General features: G+C 72.3%; 16 protein-coding genes. 8 read left to right on the top strand and 8 right to left on the bottom strand.

Annotation, left to right across the window (positions count from 1 at the left end; genetic code table 11):
- The first annotated feature begins 285 nt into the window (after positions 1-285).
- Positions 286-1,068 (top strand): glucosamine-6-phosphate deaminase, encoded by a 783-nt coding sequence (gene nagB, locus AC3AGO_RS29170; protein WP_487823237.1) that lies wholly within the window; start codon positions 286-288, stop codon positions 1,066-1,068.
- A 126-nt stretch (positions 1,069-1,194) separates the two neighbouring features.
- Here nagB and AC3AGO_RS29165 read toward each other — a convergent pair whose 3' ends face one another.
- The 5 genes from AC3AGO_RS29165 to AC3AGO_RS29145 form a co-directional block, all read right to left on the bottom strand.
- The gene (locus AC3AGO_RS29165) at positions 1,195-2,085 is read right to left on the bottom strand and encodes an NmrA family NAD(P)-binding protein (RefSeq protein WP_487823236.1); all 891 of its coding nucleotides are present in this window, start codon (positions 2,083-2,085) and stop codon (positions 1,195-1,197) included.
- 5 nt (positions 2,086-2,090) lie between these two features.
- Positions 2,091-3,158 (bottom strand): saccharopine dehydrogenase NADP-binding domain-containing protein, encoded by a 1,068-nt coding sequence (locus AC3AGO_RS29160; RefSeq protein ID WP_487823235.1) that lies wholly within the window; start codon positions 3,156-3,158, stop codon positions 2,091-2,093.
- Positions 3,155-3,736 carry a spore germination protein GerW family protein gene (locus tag AC3AGO_RS29155; RefSeq protein WP_487823234.1) on the bottom strand — a complete coding sequence of 194 codons (582 nt, stop codon included), beginning with the start codon at positions 3,734-3,736 and terminating at the stop codon, positions 3,155-3,157. The genes AC3AGO_RS29160 and AC3AGO_RS29155 overlap by 4 nt, the downstream gene beginning before the upstream one ends.
- 130 nt (positions 3,737-3,866) lie before the next feature.
- Positions 3,867-3,992 carry a hypothetical protein gene (locus tag AC3AGO_RS29150; RefSeq protein WP_487823233.1) on the bottom strand — a complete coding sequence of 42 codons (126 nt, stop codon included), beginning with the start codon at positions 3,990-3,992 and terminating at the stop codon, positions 3,867-3,869.
- Positions 3,989-5,491 (bottom strand): APC family permease, encoded by a 1,503-nt coding sequence (locus AC3AGO_RS29145; RefSeq protein ID WP_487823232.1) that lies wholly within the window; start codon positions 5,489-5,491, stop codon positions 3,989-3,991. Before AC3AGO_RS29145 ends, AC3AGO_RS29150 begins: the two co-directional genes overlap by 4 nt.
- Positions 5,492-5,674: 183 nt before the next feature.
- Between AC3AGO_RS29145 and AC3AGO_RS29140 the strand changes: the two genes are divergently transcribed.
- Positions 5,675-6,457 (top strand): globin domain-containing protein, encoded by a 783-nt coding sequence (locus AC3AGO_RS29140; RefSeq protein ID WP_487823231.1) that lies wholly within the window; start codon positions 5,675-5,677, stop codon positions 6,455-6,457.
- Positions 6,458-6,654: 197 nt separating this feature from the next.
- On the opposite strand, the gene AC3AGO_RS29135 is transcribed toward AC3AGO_RS29140, so the two are convergent.
- Positions 6,655-6,921: a GlsB/YeaQ/YmgE family stress response membrane protein gene (locus AC3AGO_RS29135; RefSeq protein ID WP_487823230.1), complete on the bottom strand. Its 267-nt coding sequence runs from the start codon at positions 6,919-6,921 to the stop codon at positions 6,655-6,657.
- A gap of 147 nt (positions 6,922-7,068) precedes the next feature.
- Here AC3AGO_RS29135 and AC3AGO_RS29130 point away from each other — a divergent pair, with 147 nt between their 5' ends.
- Complete coding sequence (locus AC3AGO_RS29130) at positions 7,069-8,244, top strand: TolB-like translocation protein (protein ID WP_487823229.1); 1,176 nt, start codon at positions 7,069-7,071, stop codon at positions 8,242-8,244.
- Positions 8,245-8,310: 66 nt separating this feature from the next.
- On the opposite strand, the gene AC3AGO_RS29125 is transcribed toward AC3AGO_RS29130, so the two are convergent.
- The gene (locus AC3AGO_RS29125) at positions 8,311-9,309 is read right to left on the bottom strand and encodes a phosphotriesterase family protein (RefSeq protein WP_487823228.1); all 999 of its coding nucleotides are present in this window, start codon (positions 9,307-9,309) and stop codon (positions 8,311-8,313) included.
- Between the two features lie 135 nt (positions 9,310-9,444).
- Between AC3AGO_RS29125 and AC3AGO_RS29120 the strand changes: the two genes are divergently transcribed.
- From AC3AGO_RS29120 to lysA, 3 genes are all read left to right on the top strand, one after another.
- A complete protein-coding gene (locus tag AC3AGO_RS29120; protein WP_487823227.1) occupies positions 9,445-10,986 on the top strand; it encodes an AMP-binding protein in 1,542 nt (513 codons plus the stop codon).
- A 233-nt stretch (positions 10,987-11,219) separates the two neighbouring features.
- Positions 11,220-11,588, top strand: coding sequence for an SAV_915 family protein (locus tag AC3AGO_RS29115; protein ID WP_487823226.1), 369 nt, complete (start codon positions 11,220-11,222; stop codon positions 11,586-11,588).
- Positions 11,589-11,600: 12 nt separating this feature from the next.
- Complete coding sequence (gene lysA, locus AC3AGO_RS29110) at positions 11,601-12,944, top strand: diaminopimelate decarboxylase (RefSeq protein ID WP_487823225.1); 1,344 nt, start codon at positions 11,601-11,603, stop codon at positions 12,942-12,944.
- A 133-nt stretch (positions 12,945-13,077) separates the two neighbouring features.
- Here the strand turns inward: lysA and AC3AGO_RS29105 are convergent, their stop codons facing one another.
- Positions 13,078-14,679: a DUF6345 domain-containing protein gene (locus AC3AGO_RS29105; protein WP_487823224.1), complete on the bottom strand. Its 1,602-nt coding sequence runs from the start codon at positions 14,677-14,679 to the stop codon at positions 13,078-13,080.
- Between the two features lie 403 nt (positions 14,680-15,082).
- On the opposite strand from AC3AGO_RS29105, the gene AC3AGO_RS29100 reads away from it, so the two are divergent.
- Complete coding sequence (locus tag AC3AGO_RS29100) at positions 15,083-15,976, top strand: class I SAM-dependent methyltransferase (protein WP_487823223.1); 894 nt, start codon at positions 15,083-15,085, stop codon at positions 15,974-15,976.
- A 205-nt stretch (positions 15,977-16,181) separates the two neighbouring features.
- A complete protein-coding gene (locus tag AC3AGO_RS29095; protein WP_487823222.1) occupies positions 16,182-18,788 on the top strand; it encodes an ATP-dependent Clp protease ATP-binding subunit in 2,607 nt (868 codons plus the stop codon).
- The last annotated feature ends 139 nt before the right edge of the window (positions 18,789-18,927 follow it).

The following is an 18,927-nucleotide window of genomic DNA, read 5'->3' as shown; positions in this document are numbered from 1 at the left end:
GGCCCGTGGTGCTTCAGGGTGGGCCCGGGTGGGCCGGGCGGCCGCGCGCGATCGGCCGCGGGGGCTGCGGGAGGCGGTGGAGATCCTGAGCGGATGCGTTTGCGCCTGACGGCCGCGCCCCGTTTCGCGCAGTTCCCCGCGCCCCTTATCTTGCGCAGTTCCCCGCGCCCCCTTCTTCGCACCGTTGTCCGGGTCCCTCTAACAGGTCCGTGGGCCTGGCGGGACTCGGGGCTTCTGGTAGATTGGTCTAAACCACTGTTGAGGACTCGAGATCGGCAGGACCGCGTGGAAGTTGTCATCGTTCCCAACGCCGTCGCTGGCGGCGAACTCATCGCCGAGTCCCTTGCCGGGCTGCTGCGGCGCAAGCCCGAGGCACTGCTCGGCGTGGCCACGGGCTCGACCCCGCTGCCGGTCTACGAAGCGCTGGCCGGCAAGGTCCGCAGCGGCACGGTCGACGCGTCGCGTGCGCGCGTGTGCCAGCTCGACGAGTACGTCGGCCTGCCCGCCGGGCACCCCGAGTCGTACCGCTCGGTGGTGCTGCGCGAGGTCGTGGAGCCGCTCGGGCTCACCGAGGAGCGGTTCATGGGTCCGGACGGCTCGGCCGAGGATGTGCAGGCGGCCTGCGACGCGTACGACTCGGCGCTGGCCGAAGCGGGCGGCGTGGACGTGCAGTTGCTCGGCATCGGCACCGACGGGCACATCGGCTTCAACGAGCCGTGCTCCTCGCTCTCCTCCCGTACCCGGATCAAGACGCTGACCGAGCAGACGCGGGTGGACAACGCGCGCTTCTTCGACAGCCTCGACGACGTGCCGCACCACGTGATCACGCAGGGCATCGGCACGATCCTGGAGGCCCGGCACCTGGTGCTGCTGGCCACCGGCGAGGCGAAGGCGGAGGCCGTGGCGCAGGCCGTCGAGGGCCCGCTCGCCGCGCTCGTCCCGGCCTCGGCGCTGCAACTGCACCGGCACGCCACGGTAGTTGTGGACGAGGCGGCGGCGTCCAAGCTGAAGCTCGCCGACTACTTCCGGGCCACCTACGCCGCCAAGCCCGCCTGGCAGGGCATCTGACGGACCATCGGCGGACGCGTCGTCCGCCGCGAAGAGGCCGCCGCGAAGGGGCCGCCGGGCACTCGCCCGGCGGCCCCTTCGGCTTTCCGCGCCTGTCCATACGGCCCGCCCGTACGGCCGCCCCGCTCAGGTCTCCGTGGCCCGTTCGCGGGTGAAGTCCTCCAGGGTGCGGGGCGGTTGGCCGCCGTAGCGGAGGATCGTGCCGGTGACCTCGTACAGCTCGTGGTGGCTGCCGATGGTACGGAAGAGCTCCCACAGCTTGTCGAGGTGGGCGACGGCGTGGGCGTCCTGGTAGAGGTCCATGGCGCGCCGGCGCCACTCCTCCGGGGGCGCGTCGGTGTACTTCAGGCCCTGTCCCGTGGCCCGGCCGTACGTCTCGGCGACCTCTCCGACGGTGCGGATCTCGCCGCAGAGCAGCACCACCGGCGGTGCGGCGGGGGCCGGTTCCGCGAGCAGTCCCGCGGCGACGCGTGCCACGTCGGAGCCGGCGACCAGCGGCAGTACGGTGTCCTGCGGGCCGAGCGGGACGGTGAGTTCGCGGCCCGCGCCGGCCCGTACCAGGAAGTCCAGGTTCTCGAAGAACACCCCGGCACGCAGGTGCACCGCGCCGACGCCGGCCCAGTCGAAGACCTGCTCGGACACCCAGTGCAGACGCATCCGGGGCGTGCCGGCCTCCGGGTCGGCGGCGAGCTGCGACACCTCGACGACGCGTTCCAGCCCCTCTTCGCGGGCCGCGGCGGCGAAGGCTCCGGTGGCTTCCAGCAGTCCGTCGGTGACGGGATACGTGAAGTAGGCCCGGCGGACGCCCCGTACGGCCGCGCGGACGTCGGTGATCTCCCGCAGGTCGCCGGTCACGACCTCGGCGCCGAGTGCGCGCAGCTCTTCGGCCCGGGCGTCGTCGGTGTGCACGAACGCCCTTACTGGCTCGCCCCGTTGGCGCAGCAGCTCCACCACGTGCCGCCCGGTGGAGCCCTGTTGGCCGCCCGCGGCACCGGTGACGAGGACGGGTGCGGTCATGGCGGTCACCTCTCCTGGCCGTGTGCGGGCTGCGGAAGGGTGACGGTGAAGGCGCCGAGCTCCTGCAGGGTGTGCAGGAACGGGCCGGCGGCGAACGCCTCGGCGGGTGCGAGCACGCCGCTCTTCGACGGGCCCCGCCCGTCCGTGAGCCGCACCGCGCCCTCGACCGAGGCCAGCGCCCCGGCCCGCCACAGATCGTTGCCCGTCAACTGGCCCGCGCCGCCCCCGCCTTGGGAGCCGGACCGGCCGGCGATGGCCTGCACGGCGATGGTGAAGTCCGTACGGGCCCGCTCCGCGGGTCCGGCGTCCTCCGCCTCGAAGACGCCCTCCTCCTCGAACGTACCGGCCGTCAGCAGCAGTTCCACGTTCCGGGCCGGCACGTGCCGGGGAATGGTGACGGCCTCGCAGGACGGCAACGGCTTGATCATGGTGCGCGGGCCGAGCGGCGGCGGGAAGGCGAACACCACATTGGTGGGTTCGAGGTACTCCACCCGCTGCGCGCCGTCAGTGAAGGTGATCCGTTCCGTCTCGGCGAACAGCTGGGCCGCGGTCTTCTTGGCGCCGGGAGTGAGCCGCCAGCCGCTGACCGCGTACGCGACGACGATCCGTTCCAGCGCGCCGAGTCCGTCGGTGACGGCGGAGGCGAGGAGGTCGCCGAGGCCGCCGTAGAAGCTCAGCCCGGGGACCATCACAGCCCCGGTGCGCTGCGCGGTCGCCTGCTGGGTGTCGAAGACGTGCTTGACGTGGTGGGCCTCGATGGCGTGGTCGATGTAGTGGCAGCCGGACTCGGCCGCCGCGGCGGCGACCGGCGCGCCCGTGACGGAGAACGGGCCCGCGCAGTGGATCAACACGGCGGCGTGCGCGGTGAGTTCGCGGAGCCCCGCCGTGTCGTCGACGGACACGGTGTGCGTACGGATCCGGTCGGGCGCGTCGAGTTCCGCCGCGAGCGAGCCCAGGGCCGCGCCGTCGCGGCCGGCGAGGACGACATCCCGGCCGCGGGCGAGGAGTTCGGCCGTGACGAGCCGGCCCGTGTGGCCGTACGCGCCGTAGACGGCGATGCGCGGTGCCGTCACGGCCGGACTCCGTGCGGCAGTTTGTGCTGCGCGTGCTTGTGGGCCTTCGGCGGTTTCGGCGCCTTCGGGAGCTTCGCCGGCTTGCCCATGTGGGCGTGCTGTGCCGGTGCCGACCGGCCACGGGCGCGGAGCAGCCGCGGCACGACCGTGCCCAGCAGCAGCCCGGTCAGCGGCACGATGAGGTCGGTCCAAGGGCCGTGGATGGGCTTGAACTCGGCGCTGCCGTCCTTCACTTCGATGAATCCGAGCGGCTTGGCGCCCGCGCCGCCCCCTCCCCCGCCGCCTTCGCCGGTCTTGGCCGCGGACTCCTCGCGGCCGGTTCCGGCGCCGAAGCCGAAGCCCGTACGGGCCACGGGGATGAGGGTGACGCCGTCGCAGTGCACGGGTTCGCCGTACACGGAGGTCACCGAGGCCCTGCCGCCGAGCCGGTCGGCGAGGCGTTCCAGCAGGCTCGCGGCGGCGTCCGCTGCGGCCCCCGCGGGTGCCCGTACGGCCGCCGCGGTCTCTGTGCCGTGCTCTTCCTTCGTGCCCTTCTCGTTCGCGGGCACACTGTCCTGAGCCTTCTTCGAAACGGTCATGGGTGTCCTGTCCGTCCTGGTAGGGGGACGACGGAGAGCGGTGGAGGGCCCAGTGTCGCAGTGCCCGTCCCGGGGCTGAACGCCCCGCGCGTGCCTGCCGGTTCGAACGGTCCCCGTGCCGGGGCGGGGGTCAGCCGCCGTACGTAGGCGGCACGCGCAGCCAGGTACCCAGGACACGGATGTGCCGGATGTGCCGCGGGCCCACGACCCGTGCTGCCGCGGCGAGTTCGCCCCGGGACAGCGGCGTCGGGGTCATACGGCGCGTTCCGCGTCGGTGGTCGTCAGCCGTGCGTAGGCGGCCGGGTCGCGGCGGCGGATGCGCAGCGCGCGCAGGACGCCGACGGCGAACAGCACGGGAAGGGGCGCCACCAGCGCCGCGTTGACGCCCGGCGAGGCGGCGGTCAGCAGGTCGAGGTTGGCGCACACGAGCACGATGAGCACCGCCAGTCCGGCGCAGGCCACGAGCGGCGCCGCCGTCACCCGCCAGTGGGGCATGCCGCGCCGGTCGCGGCGGAAGAAGCCGTACACGGCGAGCGCGGTGAGCGCCTGCAGCAGCATCACGCCGAGGATGCCGGAGCCGTTGGTCCACAGGAAGGTCACCGCGTACGGGTCGGTGCCGGCGGCCAGTGTCACCAGGACCACCACGAGCGCGAGGGCCGACTGGAGGACGACCGCCGCCGCGGGCGAGTCCGTACGGGCCGTGACCGTGCCGAGGCGGCGCGGCAGCAGCCCCTCGCGCCCGAGGGCGTAGAAGTAGCGTGCCGCGCCGTTGTGGAAGGCGAGGGTGGCGGCGAAGGCGCTGGTGATGAGCAGGACATGCATCGCGTCGGAGGCCCAGGCGCCGGTGAACCGCTCGGTGGCGGTGAACACCATGGCGTCGCCGCCCCCGGCGTTCGCGACGGACTGCGCGCGGTCCGCGCCGTACGCCGTGATGACCGTCCAGACGGTGAACGTGTAGAAGAGCGCGAGGAATCCGACCGCGATGCACGTGGCGCGCGGCACGGTGCGTTCCGGGCGGCGGGCCTCCTCGGCGTAGATCGCGGTGGCCTCGAAACCGATGAACGCGCCGATGGCGAGGACGAACATGCCGCCCACGCCCGGGTTCAGCAGGTGGGAGGGCGAGAGCACGCCGAGGTCGGGGCCGTGCGGGCCGCCGCCGTGCGCGAACACGCCCGCCTCGAACACCAGCAGTACGAGCACTTCCAGCGCCAGTGCCACACCGAGCACCTTCGCACTGAGGGTCACCTGGAGGTAGCCGAGGACACCGATGGCCGCGACGCCCGCCAGCGCCCAGATCCACCAGGGGGCGCTCACCCCGGCGACCTCCTGGAGGCCGGACTCGGTGAACCAGCCGAAGGCGACGAGCAGTCCCACCTCGATGGCGTTGTACGAGAACAGCGCCACGTAGGCCGCGCCCGTACCGGCGGGACGGCCCAGACCGCGGCCGACGTACGCGTAGAACGCGCCGGCGTTGCGCACGTATCTGCTCATCGCGGTAAACCCGGCGGCGAACACGAGCAGCAGCAGGCCCGACACCAGATAGCCCAGCGGCGCGGCCTCCCCTGCCATGCCGATGGCCAGCGGGGCGACGCCCGACATCACGGTGAGCGGAGCCGCGGCGGCGACGACGAAGAACACGAGGTCGCCGGTGCCGATGGCGCCGCGCCGCAGCGCCGCCGGTTCACCGGAGGGGCCGCCGCCCGGAGACGGGGAGGTGGTGGTCGCGGCGGACCCGGACTGCTCCGGCTCGGTCACGTGTGCGTCCTCCCTGGTCGGGGCTGCGCAGGACCGTAACCTGACGCGGCTGGGCGTGTGAAGGGCGCACGGGAGTACGCGCCCGCGGTCGTCGGCGCCTCAACTCCCGTGACATGACCGGACGTTCGGGGACAGACTGGGGCGGAGCGCCCGGGTACCGGGCGCCAGGGGAGGGAGACCGGCATGACTGTCGAGTACATCCGTTACCGCATCCCCGGGGACCGGACCGCCGAGTTCGAGGCGGCGTACGCCCGCGCCGCCGCCGCGCTGGAGCGGGCACCGCAGTGCGTCGACTACGAACTGGCGCGCTGCGAGGAGGAACCCGTCTGCCACACCCTGCGGATCACCTGGACCTCGACCCGCGACCACCTGGAGGGCTTCCGCACCAGCGAGCCGTTCCGGGCCTTCTTCACGGAGATCCGGCCGTACGTCGAGTACATCGAGGAGATGCGGCACTACGCGCCGACCGCCGTCCGCGGTACGGGCGGTTCGGTGCCCACGCTGTACGAATGGGCGGGCGGGGAAAGGGCGTTGGCGCGCCTGACGGAGGCGTTCTATCTGCACGTACGGAAGGACGAGCTGCTCGCCCCGCTGTTCGCGGAGATGTCCCCCGACCATCCGGAGCACGTCGCGGTGTGGCTGGGCGAGGTGTTCGGCGGTCCTGCCCGCTACACGGAGGAGCACGGCGGCTATCCGCACATGGTCACCCGCCATCTGGGCCGGGCGATCACGGAGCCGCAGCGCCGCCGCTGGGCCGCGCTGCTGATGGACGCGGCGGACGAGGCGGAGCTGCCGGACGATCCGGAGTTCCGGTCGGCCTTCGCCGCGTATATCGAGTGGGGGACGCGGCTGGCGCTGGCCAATTCCCGGCCGGGCGCGGAACCGCCCGCCCGGGCACCGGTCCCGCGCTGGGGCTGGGGCGTGGCGCCGCCGTACGCGCCCCGCTCCGCGGCGGACAAGCCCTGACACACGAAACCGCGCCGGGACGGAAGTCCCGGCGCGGCATCAGGGGCGCGGCCTCAGGGGCTCGGCATCAGGGGCGCGGTCTCAGGGGCGCGGGGAACCGCGCGGATAAGGGGCGCGGGGAACTGCGCACACCACAGCGCAAGCCGCACCACCCGCCCCTGACGGAACACAGCCGCACCCGGGACGCGCGAACCGCGTCAGCGGCGCCCGCTCTTGGCCCGGTCGACGGCTCCGACGCCCACCGCGGCGAGGACGACCTGGATCAACAGCTCGATCCAGTCGATGCCCCTGGTGTCCGCGACACCGAGCCCTACGGCGATCGCGGTCCCGACCAGAGCGGCGACGATGCCCACGACGACGGTCAGGATCACGCCGATGCGCTGCCGCCCCGGCAGCACGAGCTTGCCGAGGAGGCCGATGACGATACCGATGATGATCGCGCTGATGATGCCCGTGATCTCCATGACTGCCTCTCTTCGTGTTGTTCCTCCCCCTCATGGTTGCTCACGGATACGCAGATCGCCTGATTGCGTGCCGCCCGGTGGGTGCCGTTGGATACGGCTCACCCCTGGAGTGGGGGAACAGCACAAATGAATACTGTGGGGGGACATATGACTGTGCGTCTCAGACGGCTCACCGGGGCGGCCGTGGTGCCCGTGTGCGCGGCACTGTGCGCCGGAGCCCTGTTGGCGGCGCCCGCCCAAGCGGCGCCGGACGAGGGCAAACCGGGCCAGGGGAAGAGGGCCTCCGTCGAACGGCTGAGTGTGACGGCGGACGGGGCGCAGGCGGACGGCCCGTCGTCGGACGCCGCGCTCAGCGCTGACGGACGGTACGCGGCGTTCTCGTCGAAGGCGCCGAACATGGGCGCCGACTTCTTCCACACGCTGCTGCTCAAGGACCTGCGGACCGGCGAGCTCGGCACGGTCCCCCTCGCAGCCGGCTACTACGGCGACACGGTGGCGCTGAGCGCCGACGGCCGCCGGCTCGGATACAGCGCGGGCGCCCGCTACCCGAATCCGTACGTGCTCGACCGCGTCACCGGTACGACGCAGCGGCTCAACCCCGCCGATCCGCCCGGCGGTTCGGAGATCAGCAGGCTCGTCTCGCTCAGCGCCGACGGTGGGCACGCCGCCTACACGGCCACGAACCGGCACCCCAACTCGCCGGTCGCGCTGTACGTACGGAATCTCGTCACCGGCACCGACGTCCTGGTCAACCCGCCGGACGCGCAAGGCTCGTACGACAGGCCCACCGGCGGCTCGCTCACCGCGGACGGCGGAACGGTGCTGTACGGCGTGGTGAAGCGGGACGGCGGCCCGTCCCCGGTGTTCACGCGTGACACCACGACCGGCACGGTGGAACGGGTCGACGTCGCACCCGACGGCTCCCCCGCCGACGCCTCGTCCTCGCCCGTGCAGCTGACCGCCAACGGCCGCTACGCGGTGTTCAATTCGGCGGCCGGCAACCTGGTGGCGGACGCACCGTCCGGCTGGAACGCGTACGTACGGGACCTGCGTACGGGCGAGACCCGGCGGGTCGGCGAGGCCGGTGCGGCGGCCCGTGCGGTCAGCGGCGACGGCAGGAAGGTGCTGCTGCGCGAGGCGGACGGGCTGCGGCTGCTGGATCTGCGCAACGGCAAGCGGACACCCGTCGGCCCCGCCGAAGCGCAGGCCGGGACCGGCTCCTTGGACACGCGTGGCCGCTCGGCCGTCTTCAGCACCCCTGACGCGACGCTGGTCCCCGACGACACGAACGCGGAGTCCGACGTGTTCCTGCGCCGCAAGTGAACCCCGACGGCCGGGCCGCGGGCGGAACGCACCCCCGCGGCCCGGCCGTCCGGCAGGACGTGGCGTTCAGGCGGCAGGGGCATCGCCGGAGAAGTAGCGGCGGGGCACGTGGACGAGCATCTCGTCGATCTGCTCCTCCGTGACGCCCTGTTGGCGTACGTAGGGCAGCACGTCGTTGTGGATGTGCAGGTAGTTCCACTGCGGCAGCGCGGCCTCGGCGAGGCCCGGTTCCAGCCAGTCGTTGTAGCAGGACGCGTCCTGGGAGAGCACCATCTGACCGGCGTGGCCGCGGCGGCACATCTCCACCAGCGTGTCGGCGCGCGCTTCGAAGGTGGTGTCGACGTTGATGCCGAACCGGTCCATGCCGAGCACGAATCCGGCCTCGGCGAGCTCCGACAGATGGTCCACGTCCGTGGTGTCGCCGCTGTGCCCGAGCACGATCCGGCCCGGCGGTACGCCCTCCTCCTCGCACAGGACGCGCCGCACTTCGAGCCCGGCGCGGGTGCCCGGGTGGGTGTGCACGGTGATGGGCGTACCGGTACGGCGGTGGGCCGCCGCCACGGCGCGCATGACACGTTCCACGCCGGGCCGCAGCCCCTCGCTGTCGATGGCGCACTTGAGCAGCCCGGCCCGTACGCCGGTGTCCCCGATGCCCTCCTCGATGTCGCGGACGAACAAGTCGACCATGGGCTCGGGCTGTTCGGCGCCGAGCACCTCGTCGAGCGCGGGGCCGCGGTGCTTGAACCAGAACGGCAGGTCGTTGTAGGTGTACAGGCCGGTCGCCGCCACGATGTTGAGCTCCGGCACCTGCTCGGCGACGCGCTGGACGCGCGGAACGCACCGGCCGAGTCCGACGACGGTGGGGTCGACGACGGTGGTGATCCCCTGCGCGGCGAGTTCCTTGAGTCTGCCCACCGCGTCGGCGACGCGCTGTTCCTCGCTCCCCCACTCCTCGGGGTAGTTGGCCTGCATGTCGGCGCTCAGCACGAAGATGTGCTCGTGCATGTACGTACGGCCGAGTTCCTCGGCGCCGACGGGCCCTCGGACGGTTTCCACCTGGCGCATTGAATCTCTCCTCCCACGCACCGGCGGTCACAAGCGGAACCACCTTCGGCACAGGTGACAGTGACGTCAATATTGCGCTCGGGCCACGGGCGTGTTTCCTTGCCGGTTGCAGGTACCGAGCAGAGAGGCTCCAGCATGGTCAGTGTTCTCGACCCGGTCCGGCACCACGCCGACACCTCGCCCGATACCCCCGCACTGCGCGGCCCCGGCGGCCCGTGGACATACCGTCAACTGCTCACCTCCGCCCGGCAGTACGCGGGCGCGCTGCGTTCCGCCGGCCTGTCCACGGGCGACCGCGTTCTGCTGGTGGCCCCGTCCACACCGGAGTTCGTGGTGGCCTATCTGGGCATCCAGGCGGCCGGCTGCGTCACGGTGCCGGTCAACACCATGTCGACGGAAGCGGAGCTCGACCATTTCCTCGGCGACGCGGGCTGCAAGCTCGCCGTCGTGTGGCACGAACTGTCCGGCGCCACCGAGGAGTCGGCGACCCGGTACGGCATCCCCGCGTGGACGCTGCACCCGGGCGCGGACGCCGGGAGCACGTACGGACAGGGCGCCGCGGACGCCGCACTGCCCGCGGTCGTCGAGCGGGATCCCGGCGACACGGCGGCGATCCTCTACACGTCGGGCACCACGGGCCGCCCCAAGGGTGCCCAGCTGACCGTCGGCAATCTGCTGGCCGGCGGCGAAATCGGCGCCTCCGTCAGCAGGGTGACGAGTTCCGACCGGATGGGTACGGCGCTGCCGCTGTTCCACGTGTTCGGCCAGGCGGTCGTGATGATGGCGGCCTTCACCGGCGGCGGTTCGCTGTCCCTGCTGCCCCGCTTCGAACCGGCGGCGCTGCTGGAGATGCTGCGGCGCGACCGGCTCACCGTCATGGCGGGCGTGCCGACCATGTGGAACGCCGTGCTGCACACGCCCAGTTCGGCGGTCGGCGACGGAAGCGACACCGAAGGCTTCGGACAGCTGCGGATCGCCATCTCCGGCGGCGCCTCCCTTCCCGAAGAGACGGCCCGCGCCTTCGAGGCGCGGTTCGGCTGCTCCCTCCTGGAGGGGTACGGGCTCACCGAGACCTGCGGCTTCGGTACGTTCAACGATCCGGACCGCGGCCCGGTGAGCGGCTGGACCGGGCGGGCCGTACCGCGGCTGGAGGTGCGGGTCCGCGACGAGCACGGGGCGCCGTGTCCGCCCGGCACGGTCGGCGAGGTGTTCCTGCGCGGCGCGACGGTGATGAAGGGGTACTGGCAGCGGCCCGGTGCCACGGAGGGGGTGCTGTCAGGGGACGGCTGGTTCCGTACGGGTGACCTCGGCGAACTCTCCGCGGAGGGCGACCTCCGCATCGTGGACCGGCTCAAGGACCTGATCATCCGCGGCGGTTACAACGTGTACCCCCGGGAGGTCGAGGAGGTGCTGTACGAGCACCCCGACATCGTGGAGGCCGCGGTCGTCGGGGTCCCCGACAGCCACTACGGGGAGGAGATCGCCGCCGTCGTGGCGGTCAGGGCCGGCGCGGAACTGGACGCGGCGGCGGTCACCGCGTGGGCCAGGGAACGGCTCTCCGCGTACAAGATCCCCCGAGTGGTCCGGTTCACCGACGCACTCCCGAAGGGACCGAGCGGCAAGATCCTCAAACGCTCCCTGGACCGCGAGGCGCTTGTACGGGCCCCGGCCCCCTGAGCCCCGACAGGGGCGCGGGGAACTGCGCAAACCCCAGCGGAACCGCACCCGCCCTCTCCCGGACCACACGAAGCGGCACACGCGGATCGGCACACGCGGAGCGCCCCCGCACAGGCCGCGTCAAGACGGGACCCGTACTCGTCAACGGCACGTCAGCGGACGGTCCCCCACGCGCTGCTCAGGCATAACGTCGGCTGAGCCAACTGCGCACCGCGTCAGGAAGGACCCGCACCATGAGTGCAGACCCGCTCCAGGAAGACCCCGAGCCCGGTGAACGCGCCCCGGCCGGGCCGCTGTTCGTACCGGTACGGGCGGGCGCGGCGGGCGACGCCGTCCGCCTGTTCCGTACGCCGCTGGGCGAGCGCACCGCCGTCGGCTTCACGTCCGTACAGCGGCTCACGGCAGCACTCGGGCCGCGGCAGCGGTGGACGCGGATCTCGGAACCGGCGCTGCGCGCACTGGTCGCGCCGCTGGGGGACGTGTGCCTGACGGTCGATCCGCGGTTCACCGCGCCGTCGCCGTCCGGGGTGGGCGCGTTGCGTGCCGCGGCGGAACGCTCGGCGGACGCCGTCGCGGCCGGTCTCGGCCTGCGTACGGTCTGAGGGGCGGCCGTCATGACCACAATTCCCCTCGGTACGGCCGGAGTCGGGACCACGGACGCGGAACTGCCCCTGTGGCCCGCGTCCACCGGACATGCCACCGCACACGGCGGACTGCGCGTCGGCGGTGTGGCGCTGACCGAGCTCGCCGGGCGCTTCGGCACGCCCTGCTATCTCCTCGACGAGGACGAGGTGCGCGGCAGGTGCCGCACCTACCGGCACGCCTTTCCCGAGGCGGAAGTGCTGTACGCGGCCAAGGCGTTCCTGTGCCGGGCCGTCGCGCGCTGGGTCGCGGAGGAGGGGCTGGGGCTCGACGTGTGCTCGGCCGGTGAACTGGAGACGGCGACCGCCGCGGGGTTCCCGATGGACCGGGTGCTGCTGCACGGCAACGCCAAGAGCCCGGAGGATCTGCGCGCCGCCATAAGGCACGGGGTGGGCCGGATCGTCATCGACAGCACCTCGGAGATCGCCAGGATCGCCGCGGGCACCCCGCCGGGGCAGCGGCAGAAGGTGCTGCTGCGGGTGGTGCCGGGGATCGCGGCGGGCGGGCACGAGAAGGTGCGTACGGGCGTCGACGGGCAGAAGTTCGGCCTGTCGGTGGCGGACGGCTCGGCGCAGCACGCCGTCGCCCGCATCCTGGACCAATCCCGTCTCGAACTGGCCGGGCTGCACTGCCACTTGGGGTCCCAGATCACCTCCGCGCAGCCGTATCTGCGGGCCGTGCGGCGGCTGGTGGGGCTGCGGGCGCGGATACGGGAGACGCACGGTGTCACGCTGCCGCAGCTGGACATCGGCGGCGGGCACGGCATCGCGTACCGCGTGGGCGATCCGGCGCTGGATGTGACGGCACTGGCCGCGAAGGTGCGGGCCGAACTCGTCGAGAGCTGCGCGGCGAACGGGATGCCCGTACCGCGCCTGGTGATCGAGCCGGGCCGGGCCCTCACGGGTCCCGCCGGAGTGGTGCTGTACCGGGTGCTGTCGGTGAAGCGGAGCGGCGGTTCGGTGTTCGTCGCCGTGGACGGCGGCATGAGCGACAATCCGCGTCCCGCGCTGTACGGGGTGCGGTACGAACCGCGCCTGGTGGGGCGGGAGACGGCCGCGCGGCGGGAGCGGGTGACGGTGGTCGGCCGGCACTGCGAGGCGGGCGACGTGCTGGCCGAGGACGTGCCGCTGCCGGGCGACGTACGGCCGGGTGATCTGCTGGCGGTGCCGGTCGCGGGCGCGTACCAGGTGTCGATGGCGTCCGGCTACAACCAGGTCGGCCGGCCTCCGGTGGTCGCCGTCGGGGACGGCTGTGCGCGGCTGTTGGTGCGCCCGGAGTCGCAGGCGGATCTGCGGGTGCGGGATGTGAGCGGGTAGCGGGCCGTGCCGCCCCTGTCGGGCCTCCGGGCCCGGTCCTGCCGCGGTGCGGACAGGGCCGGGCCCGGAGGGTGCTCGCCGGTGCTCACCGGTTCCGGTGCGTACCGGTTCCGGTGTTCACCGGTGCCGGTGGTTACCGTGCCAGCGGCGCGGTGACCCACTGCCGGGCCACGTAGCCGTCGGCGTCGACGACGTCGATGAGCTTGCGGGCCACGAGGTAGGCCTCGTTGCCCTCGATCTCGTAGCCGACCTCCATGCTGTCGGGCACGTCACGGACCTCGCCGCGGATGCCGTCGGAGTTGGTGCGGATGTCGAGTTCGGCCACCACCCGCTGCTGTGCGGCGGTGAGCGCCTCGGCGGGCGGGGTCATCGGCGGGGTCGCCGGCGGCTCGCCCGCGCCACCCGGCTCGGAAACGTTCGACCGCATGTCGTTGCTGGTGCGCACGGCCTCGCGGGTGGAGATGTTGGCGGAGACGACGGTGCCGTCGTTGTCGACGGACACCCGGATCTCGCCGCGTCCCGGGGTGATGACCGGCAGACCGTCGAAGGTCTGACGGAACGTCACCAGGGTTTCCAGGCTCTGCGGCTGCTCGGCCTCGCCGTCCTTGGCGCCACAGCACTGCATGAGCTCGTGGACGCTTTCCAGCACCATGTCGCCGTCATGCTGCCGGCCGGCGAAGTCGCGGGCGATCTCGACCGCGCGGTCGTTGCTGATCGGCTCGGTGTTGCCGTGGTTGGCGTCGGCGAGCTTCAGATGGCGGTTCGCCTGCGGCCCTGTGGCGATGTGCCGGTCGTCGTGTTCGGCGCTGACGACGCCGAGCGCGTCGACGCGTACCTCGGACAGCGCGCGCTCGCCGATCCCGGCCGTCTCGCCCAGCTTCGCCATTTCCTCACTGGGCGTACGGGGCAGGAGCTGCACGACGGAGGGGCGGTCGGGTACGCGCATGGACGGTGCGCGGTCCATGTCGGCGGCGGCGTTGTACCAGCGCCACGCGTACCAGTCGTCCGGCACGTGGTCGGCGGACATCAGCCGCTCGGTGTTGAGCCGGTTCACGGCCTCGTCGCGGGTGGCGCCGCAGGCGGCGACGGACGGGGCCTGCTTGGTGTAGATGCGCCAACTGGCGTCCAGCCAGGCGGTGCTGAAGGTCTTGTTCTTCCGCCACTCCTCCCAGAAGAACTTGCCGTAGTTCGGGTCGTCGATGCTGACGGTCTCGAAGCCGAACAGCATCCGGAAGCCGAGGTTCGACCCGCCCCAGGTGCGCGTGGGGGTGTGCCCCGCGAGGACCCGGCAGGACAGACAGGTCGAGAAGAAGACGTAGTTGACCTTCTCGTTGCCCAGCCGCATGGTGGTCGACCGCGCTTCGGTGCGGTTGTCCCAGCTGGCACCCATGGGGGCGACGAAGGTGCCGTCGTTCAGCATGGTGCCGTGGCCCGAGTGGTAGGCCGCCATGACGGCGTCCATGCCGTAGCGTCCCTGCCAGTTGTCGTACGTCTCCTCGTACGCCCACACGGCGACGCCGGAGTCGGCGAACCAGAAGTTCCGGTCGTCGAACTGCACCAGGTAGGCGAGCCAGCCGGTGGCGTCCTCGTGCGTATAGCGCAGTGAACTCGCACTCGCGAACGTCTCGATGCTGAAGGCACCCCACTTGCCGGCGGTGCCGTCGCGGGTCAGGTCCCCTTCGGGCTTCTGGACATCGAGTGGTGAGGGGCCCCTGTCGTGGTAGATCATGCGCATGTGACTCTCCCCCTGAGGTGTGGAGAACCGGTGGGTCCCCATGCCCACCGAGCGGGGGCGTAGCGTGTCACCGGCCCAGATACCCGACAAGGGCGACTTCCGGCGCTCTTCCCCCAACTCTGGTGAAACGTCCGCCTCATCCGTACGAGATCCCCGCGGGCCGGCGCGGGTCCGTGCCACGTCGGAGGCTCGCGGGGGCGTTCGCCGGTCGCGGCAACTCCCGTTCGCGGATGGCCGGTTCCGCAAATCGGCGGTAAAGATCGCGTCATCACTGAGGCTTGACTCACCGGGAAACTAGTTGCCTTGGGATACCACCTTGTAGCGTGCGGCACAGGAGCGCGGCGTTCCGGTTTTCCGGCGCCGCGCCCCTTTCCCTGACCGCACCAACAGCACGGAGGTGCCCGTGACGGACCAGCAGTGGGACATCGTGACCGGAGTGGGAGTGACGGCTCTGGCGGTCGCCGCGGGCAGAGCGATCGAGTCGGGCCGGCCCGATGCCCTGATGAACGATCCGTACGCGGCGCGCTTCGTCACCGAGGCCCAGGCGGACGCCCCCTTCCCCGCACTGCCCGGGGACCTCGACGGCTCCGGCGCCGGGGACGAGGAGTCCGATCCGACCGGCATATGGTCGATGACCTCGGAATACATGGGTGTCCGGTCCCGGGTCTTCGACGACTTCCTCTCCGGTGCCGCGGCCGAGGGCGTCGCCCAGGTGGTGATCCTCGCCTCGGGTCTGGACACCCGCGGCTTCCGGCTGGCGTGGCCGGCCGGCACCCGCTGCTTCGAACTGGACCAGCCGGCCGTGCTCGACTTCAAGCTGCGCGTCCTGAAGGAAGAGGGCGCGGAGCCCTCCTGCGACCACCACCCCGTCGCCGTCGACCTGCGGGACGACTGGGCGGCCGCACTGGAGGCCGCGGGCTTCGACCGCACCCGGCCCACGGCCTGGCTGGCGGAGGGACTCCTCCCCTATCTGCCGCCGGAGGCCGAGACCCGGCTGTTCTCCGAGATCACCCGGCTGTCCGCGCCGGGCAGCCGGTTCGCCGTGGAGCAGATCAACGACATGACCGCCTCGCTCGAGGACCCGATGATCCAGGAGAGCCAGGAGGCCCTCGGCGTGGACCTCCCGTCGCTGTTCCCGGACGGCGAACGGGAGCCCGTGGACACCCAGCTGACCGCACTCGGCTGGGCGCTGCGGCACGTACAGGCCGAGGAGTCCGCCACCGCGTACGACCGGACCCTGGAGTCGGCGCCGCTCTTCGCCCGGCACATCGTGCACACCTTCGGCGTCCTGTCCTGACCTCCGCCGCACCGGCCCGGGAGCGCCGCGCGTCCGCCCTGGTGCGGCGCGCGGCGCTTCGGGACGCCTGAGCCCCGCGCGGCTCTCCCGGCCCCTCTGTTTCATGTCGCACGCTCCGGAAACCCGGGCGCTGCCGTACGCCAAGGAACCGAGGTGAGCCGCCGGCCGGGACGAACCCGGCCGGCGGTCAGGGAGGTGGCAGCGCATGACCACCGGACAGCCGGGCCCGGGGGGCTCCGGCGAGGACCCGCTGGAGGAGTTCCTCGCCCGCTTCCTCGGGGCGAAGGCCCCCGGGAAGCCCCGCCCCGACACGCACTACTTCGACTTCCTGCGGCTGATGAGCGAACCGGCGCGGCGTCTCGTGTCCAGCGCCGCCAGCTACGCGGCGCAGCACGGCAGCCCGGACCTGGGTACCGAGCATCTGCTGCGGACGGCGCTCATCACCGAGCCGACCCGCGGCATGGTCGCCGGCGCGGGCGCCGATCCGGACGCCATGGCCGCCGAGATCGACCGGCGGATGCCGCCGGAGGGGAAGCCGAGCTCGGCACTGAACATCAGCCCCGCCGTGAAGCGGGCCCTGCTGGACGCGCACGAGTGCGCGCGGGCGAACCGCGCCCCGTACATCGGGCCCGAGCATCTGCTGACGGCCCTGACCGGCAACCCGGACTCGGCCGCCGGGCAGATCCTGGACGCCGCGCACTTCGACCCGGGGGCCGGACGGTCCTCGTGGACGCAGCGGGGCAACGGCTCGGGATCCCATCAGGGCACGGGCCAGGAGCAGCCGGGCGCGCCCCAGGGCAGCGAGCTGCGGACGCCCCAACTCGACAAGTACGGGACGGACTTGACGGAGCGGGCCCGCGAGGGCCGGATCGACCCGGTGATCGGCCGGGAGGAGGAGATCGAGCAGACCGTCGAGGTGCTGGCCCGCCGCGGCAAGAACAACCCCGTACTGATCGGCGAGGCCGGCGTCGGCAAGACCGCGGTGGTGGAGGGCCTCGCGCAGCGCATCGCGGACGGCGACGTACCGGACAATCTGCTGGGCCGGCACGTCGTCCAGCTCGATCTGACCGGCGTCGTCGCCGGCACCCGCTACCGGGGCGACTTCGAGGAGCGGATGAACGCGATCGTCGAGGAGATCCGGCGGCACTCCGACCAACTGATCGTGTTCATCGACGAGTTGCACACAGTCGTCGGCGCCGGCGGCGGCAGCGAGGGCGGCTCGATGGACGCGGGCAACATCCTCAAGCCCGCGCTGGCCCGCGGCGAACTCCACGTGATCGGCGCGACCACGATGGAGGAGCACCGCCGGTACATCGAGAAGGACGCGGCCCTGGCCCGCCGATTCCAGCCGATCATGGTGCCGGAGCCGTCCGTCGCGGAGGCGGAGGAGATCCTGCGCGGGCTGCGCGACCGGTACGAGGCGCACCACCAGGTGCGCTACACCGACGAGGCGCTGACCGCCGCTGCCGAGATGTCGGAACGCTATCTGACCGGGCGCTATCTGCCGGACAAGGCCATCGACTTGATCGACCAGGCCGGCGCCCGCGTACGGCTGCGGAACACCACACGGGACTCCGGCGTACGCGCCATGGAGCGCGAGGCCGAACAGCTGGAGCGGGACAAGGCGCAGGCCGTCGCCGACGAGGACTACGAACAGGCGCAGCGGCTCCGCGACAGGCTGGCGGACCTGGCGCGGCAGATCACCGAACAGCAGGGCGGCCAGAACCCGCTGCCGGTATCGGAACGCACCGCGGAGGTGACCGTCGCGGACATCGCCGACGTCGTGTCCCGGCAGACCGGCATCCCCGTCAGCAACCTCACGCAGGAGGAACGGGAGCGGCTGCTCGGCCTGGAGGAGCATCTGCGCGAACGGGTCGTCGGCCAGGACGAGGCCGTCACCGCCGTCGCGGACGCGGTGCTGCGCTCGCGCGCCGGACTGTCCAGCGGGGAACGGCCGATCGGCAGCTTCCTCTTCCTGGGGCCGACCGGCGTCGGCAAGACCGAACTCGCCCGCGCCCTGGCCGAGTCGCTGTTCGGCAGCGACGACCGCATGGTGCGCCTCGACATGAGCGAGTTCCAGGAACGGCACACCGTCTCCCGCCTGGTGGGCGCCCCGCCCGGCTACGTCGGACACGACGAGGCGGGGCAGCTCACGGAGACGGTGCGCCGCACCCCGTATTCGCTGCTGCTGCTCGACGAGGTGGAGAAGGCCCACCCGGACGTCTTCAACATGCTGCTCCAGGTGCTGGACGACGGGCGGCTGACGGACGCTCAGGGCCGCACGGTCGACTTCACGCACACGGTGATCGTGATGACCAGCAACCTCGGCTCGGAGGCCATCACCGGCCGGGGCACGTCGCTGGGCTTCGGCGGCGGCGCGGACGACGAGGCCGACGAGAAGGAGCGCCGGGAGCGCGTACTGCGGCCGCTGCGGGAGCACTTCAAGCCGGAGTTCCTCAACCGCATCGACGAGATCGTCATCTTCCGCAGGCTGACGGACGAACAGCTGCGGCGGATCACCGACATGCTGCTGGACGAGACCCGGCGGCGCCTCGCCGAGCAGGACGTGGAACTCACCTTCACGGACGCCGCCGTGGACTGGCTGGCCCACCGCGGCTACCAGCCCGAGTACGGGGCCCGTCCGCTGCGCCGCACCATCCAGCGCGAGGTCGACAACCGGCTGTCGCGAATGCTCCTGCGCAACGAACTCCCCGCGCACTCGGAGATGGTGGCGGACGTGGCCGACGACGAACTCACCTTCACACCCGCCGGCGGCGCGGGCAGCTCCCCGGCAGAACCGACCACCCCATAGGGGGGCGCGGGGAACGGCGCGGTCTTCAAGGGGCGCGGGGAACGGCGCGACATATGGGGCGCGGGGAACTGCGCAGAGGGGCGAAGCCCCGACAAGGGGCGCGGGGAACTGCGCGAACCCCGACGAGGGCCGCGGCCAC

The organism is Streptomyces sp. BL1, assembly GCF_057628045.1.
This window is presented reverse-complemented; position numbering and strand designations above follow the sequence as displayed.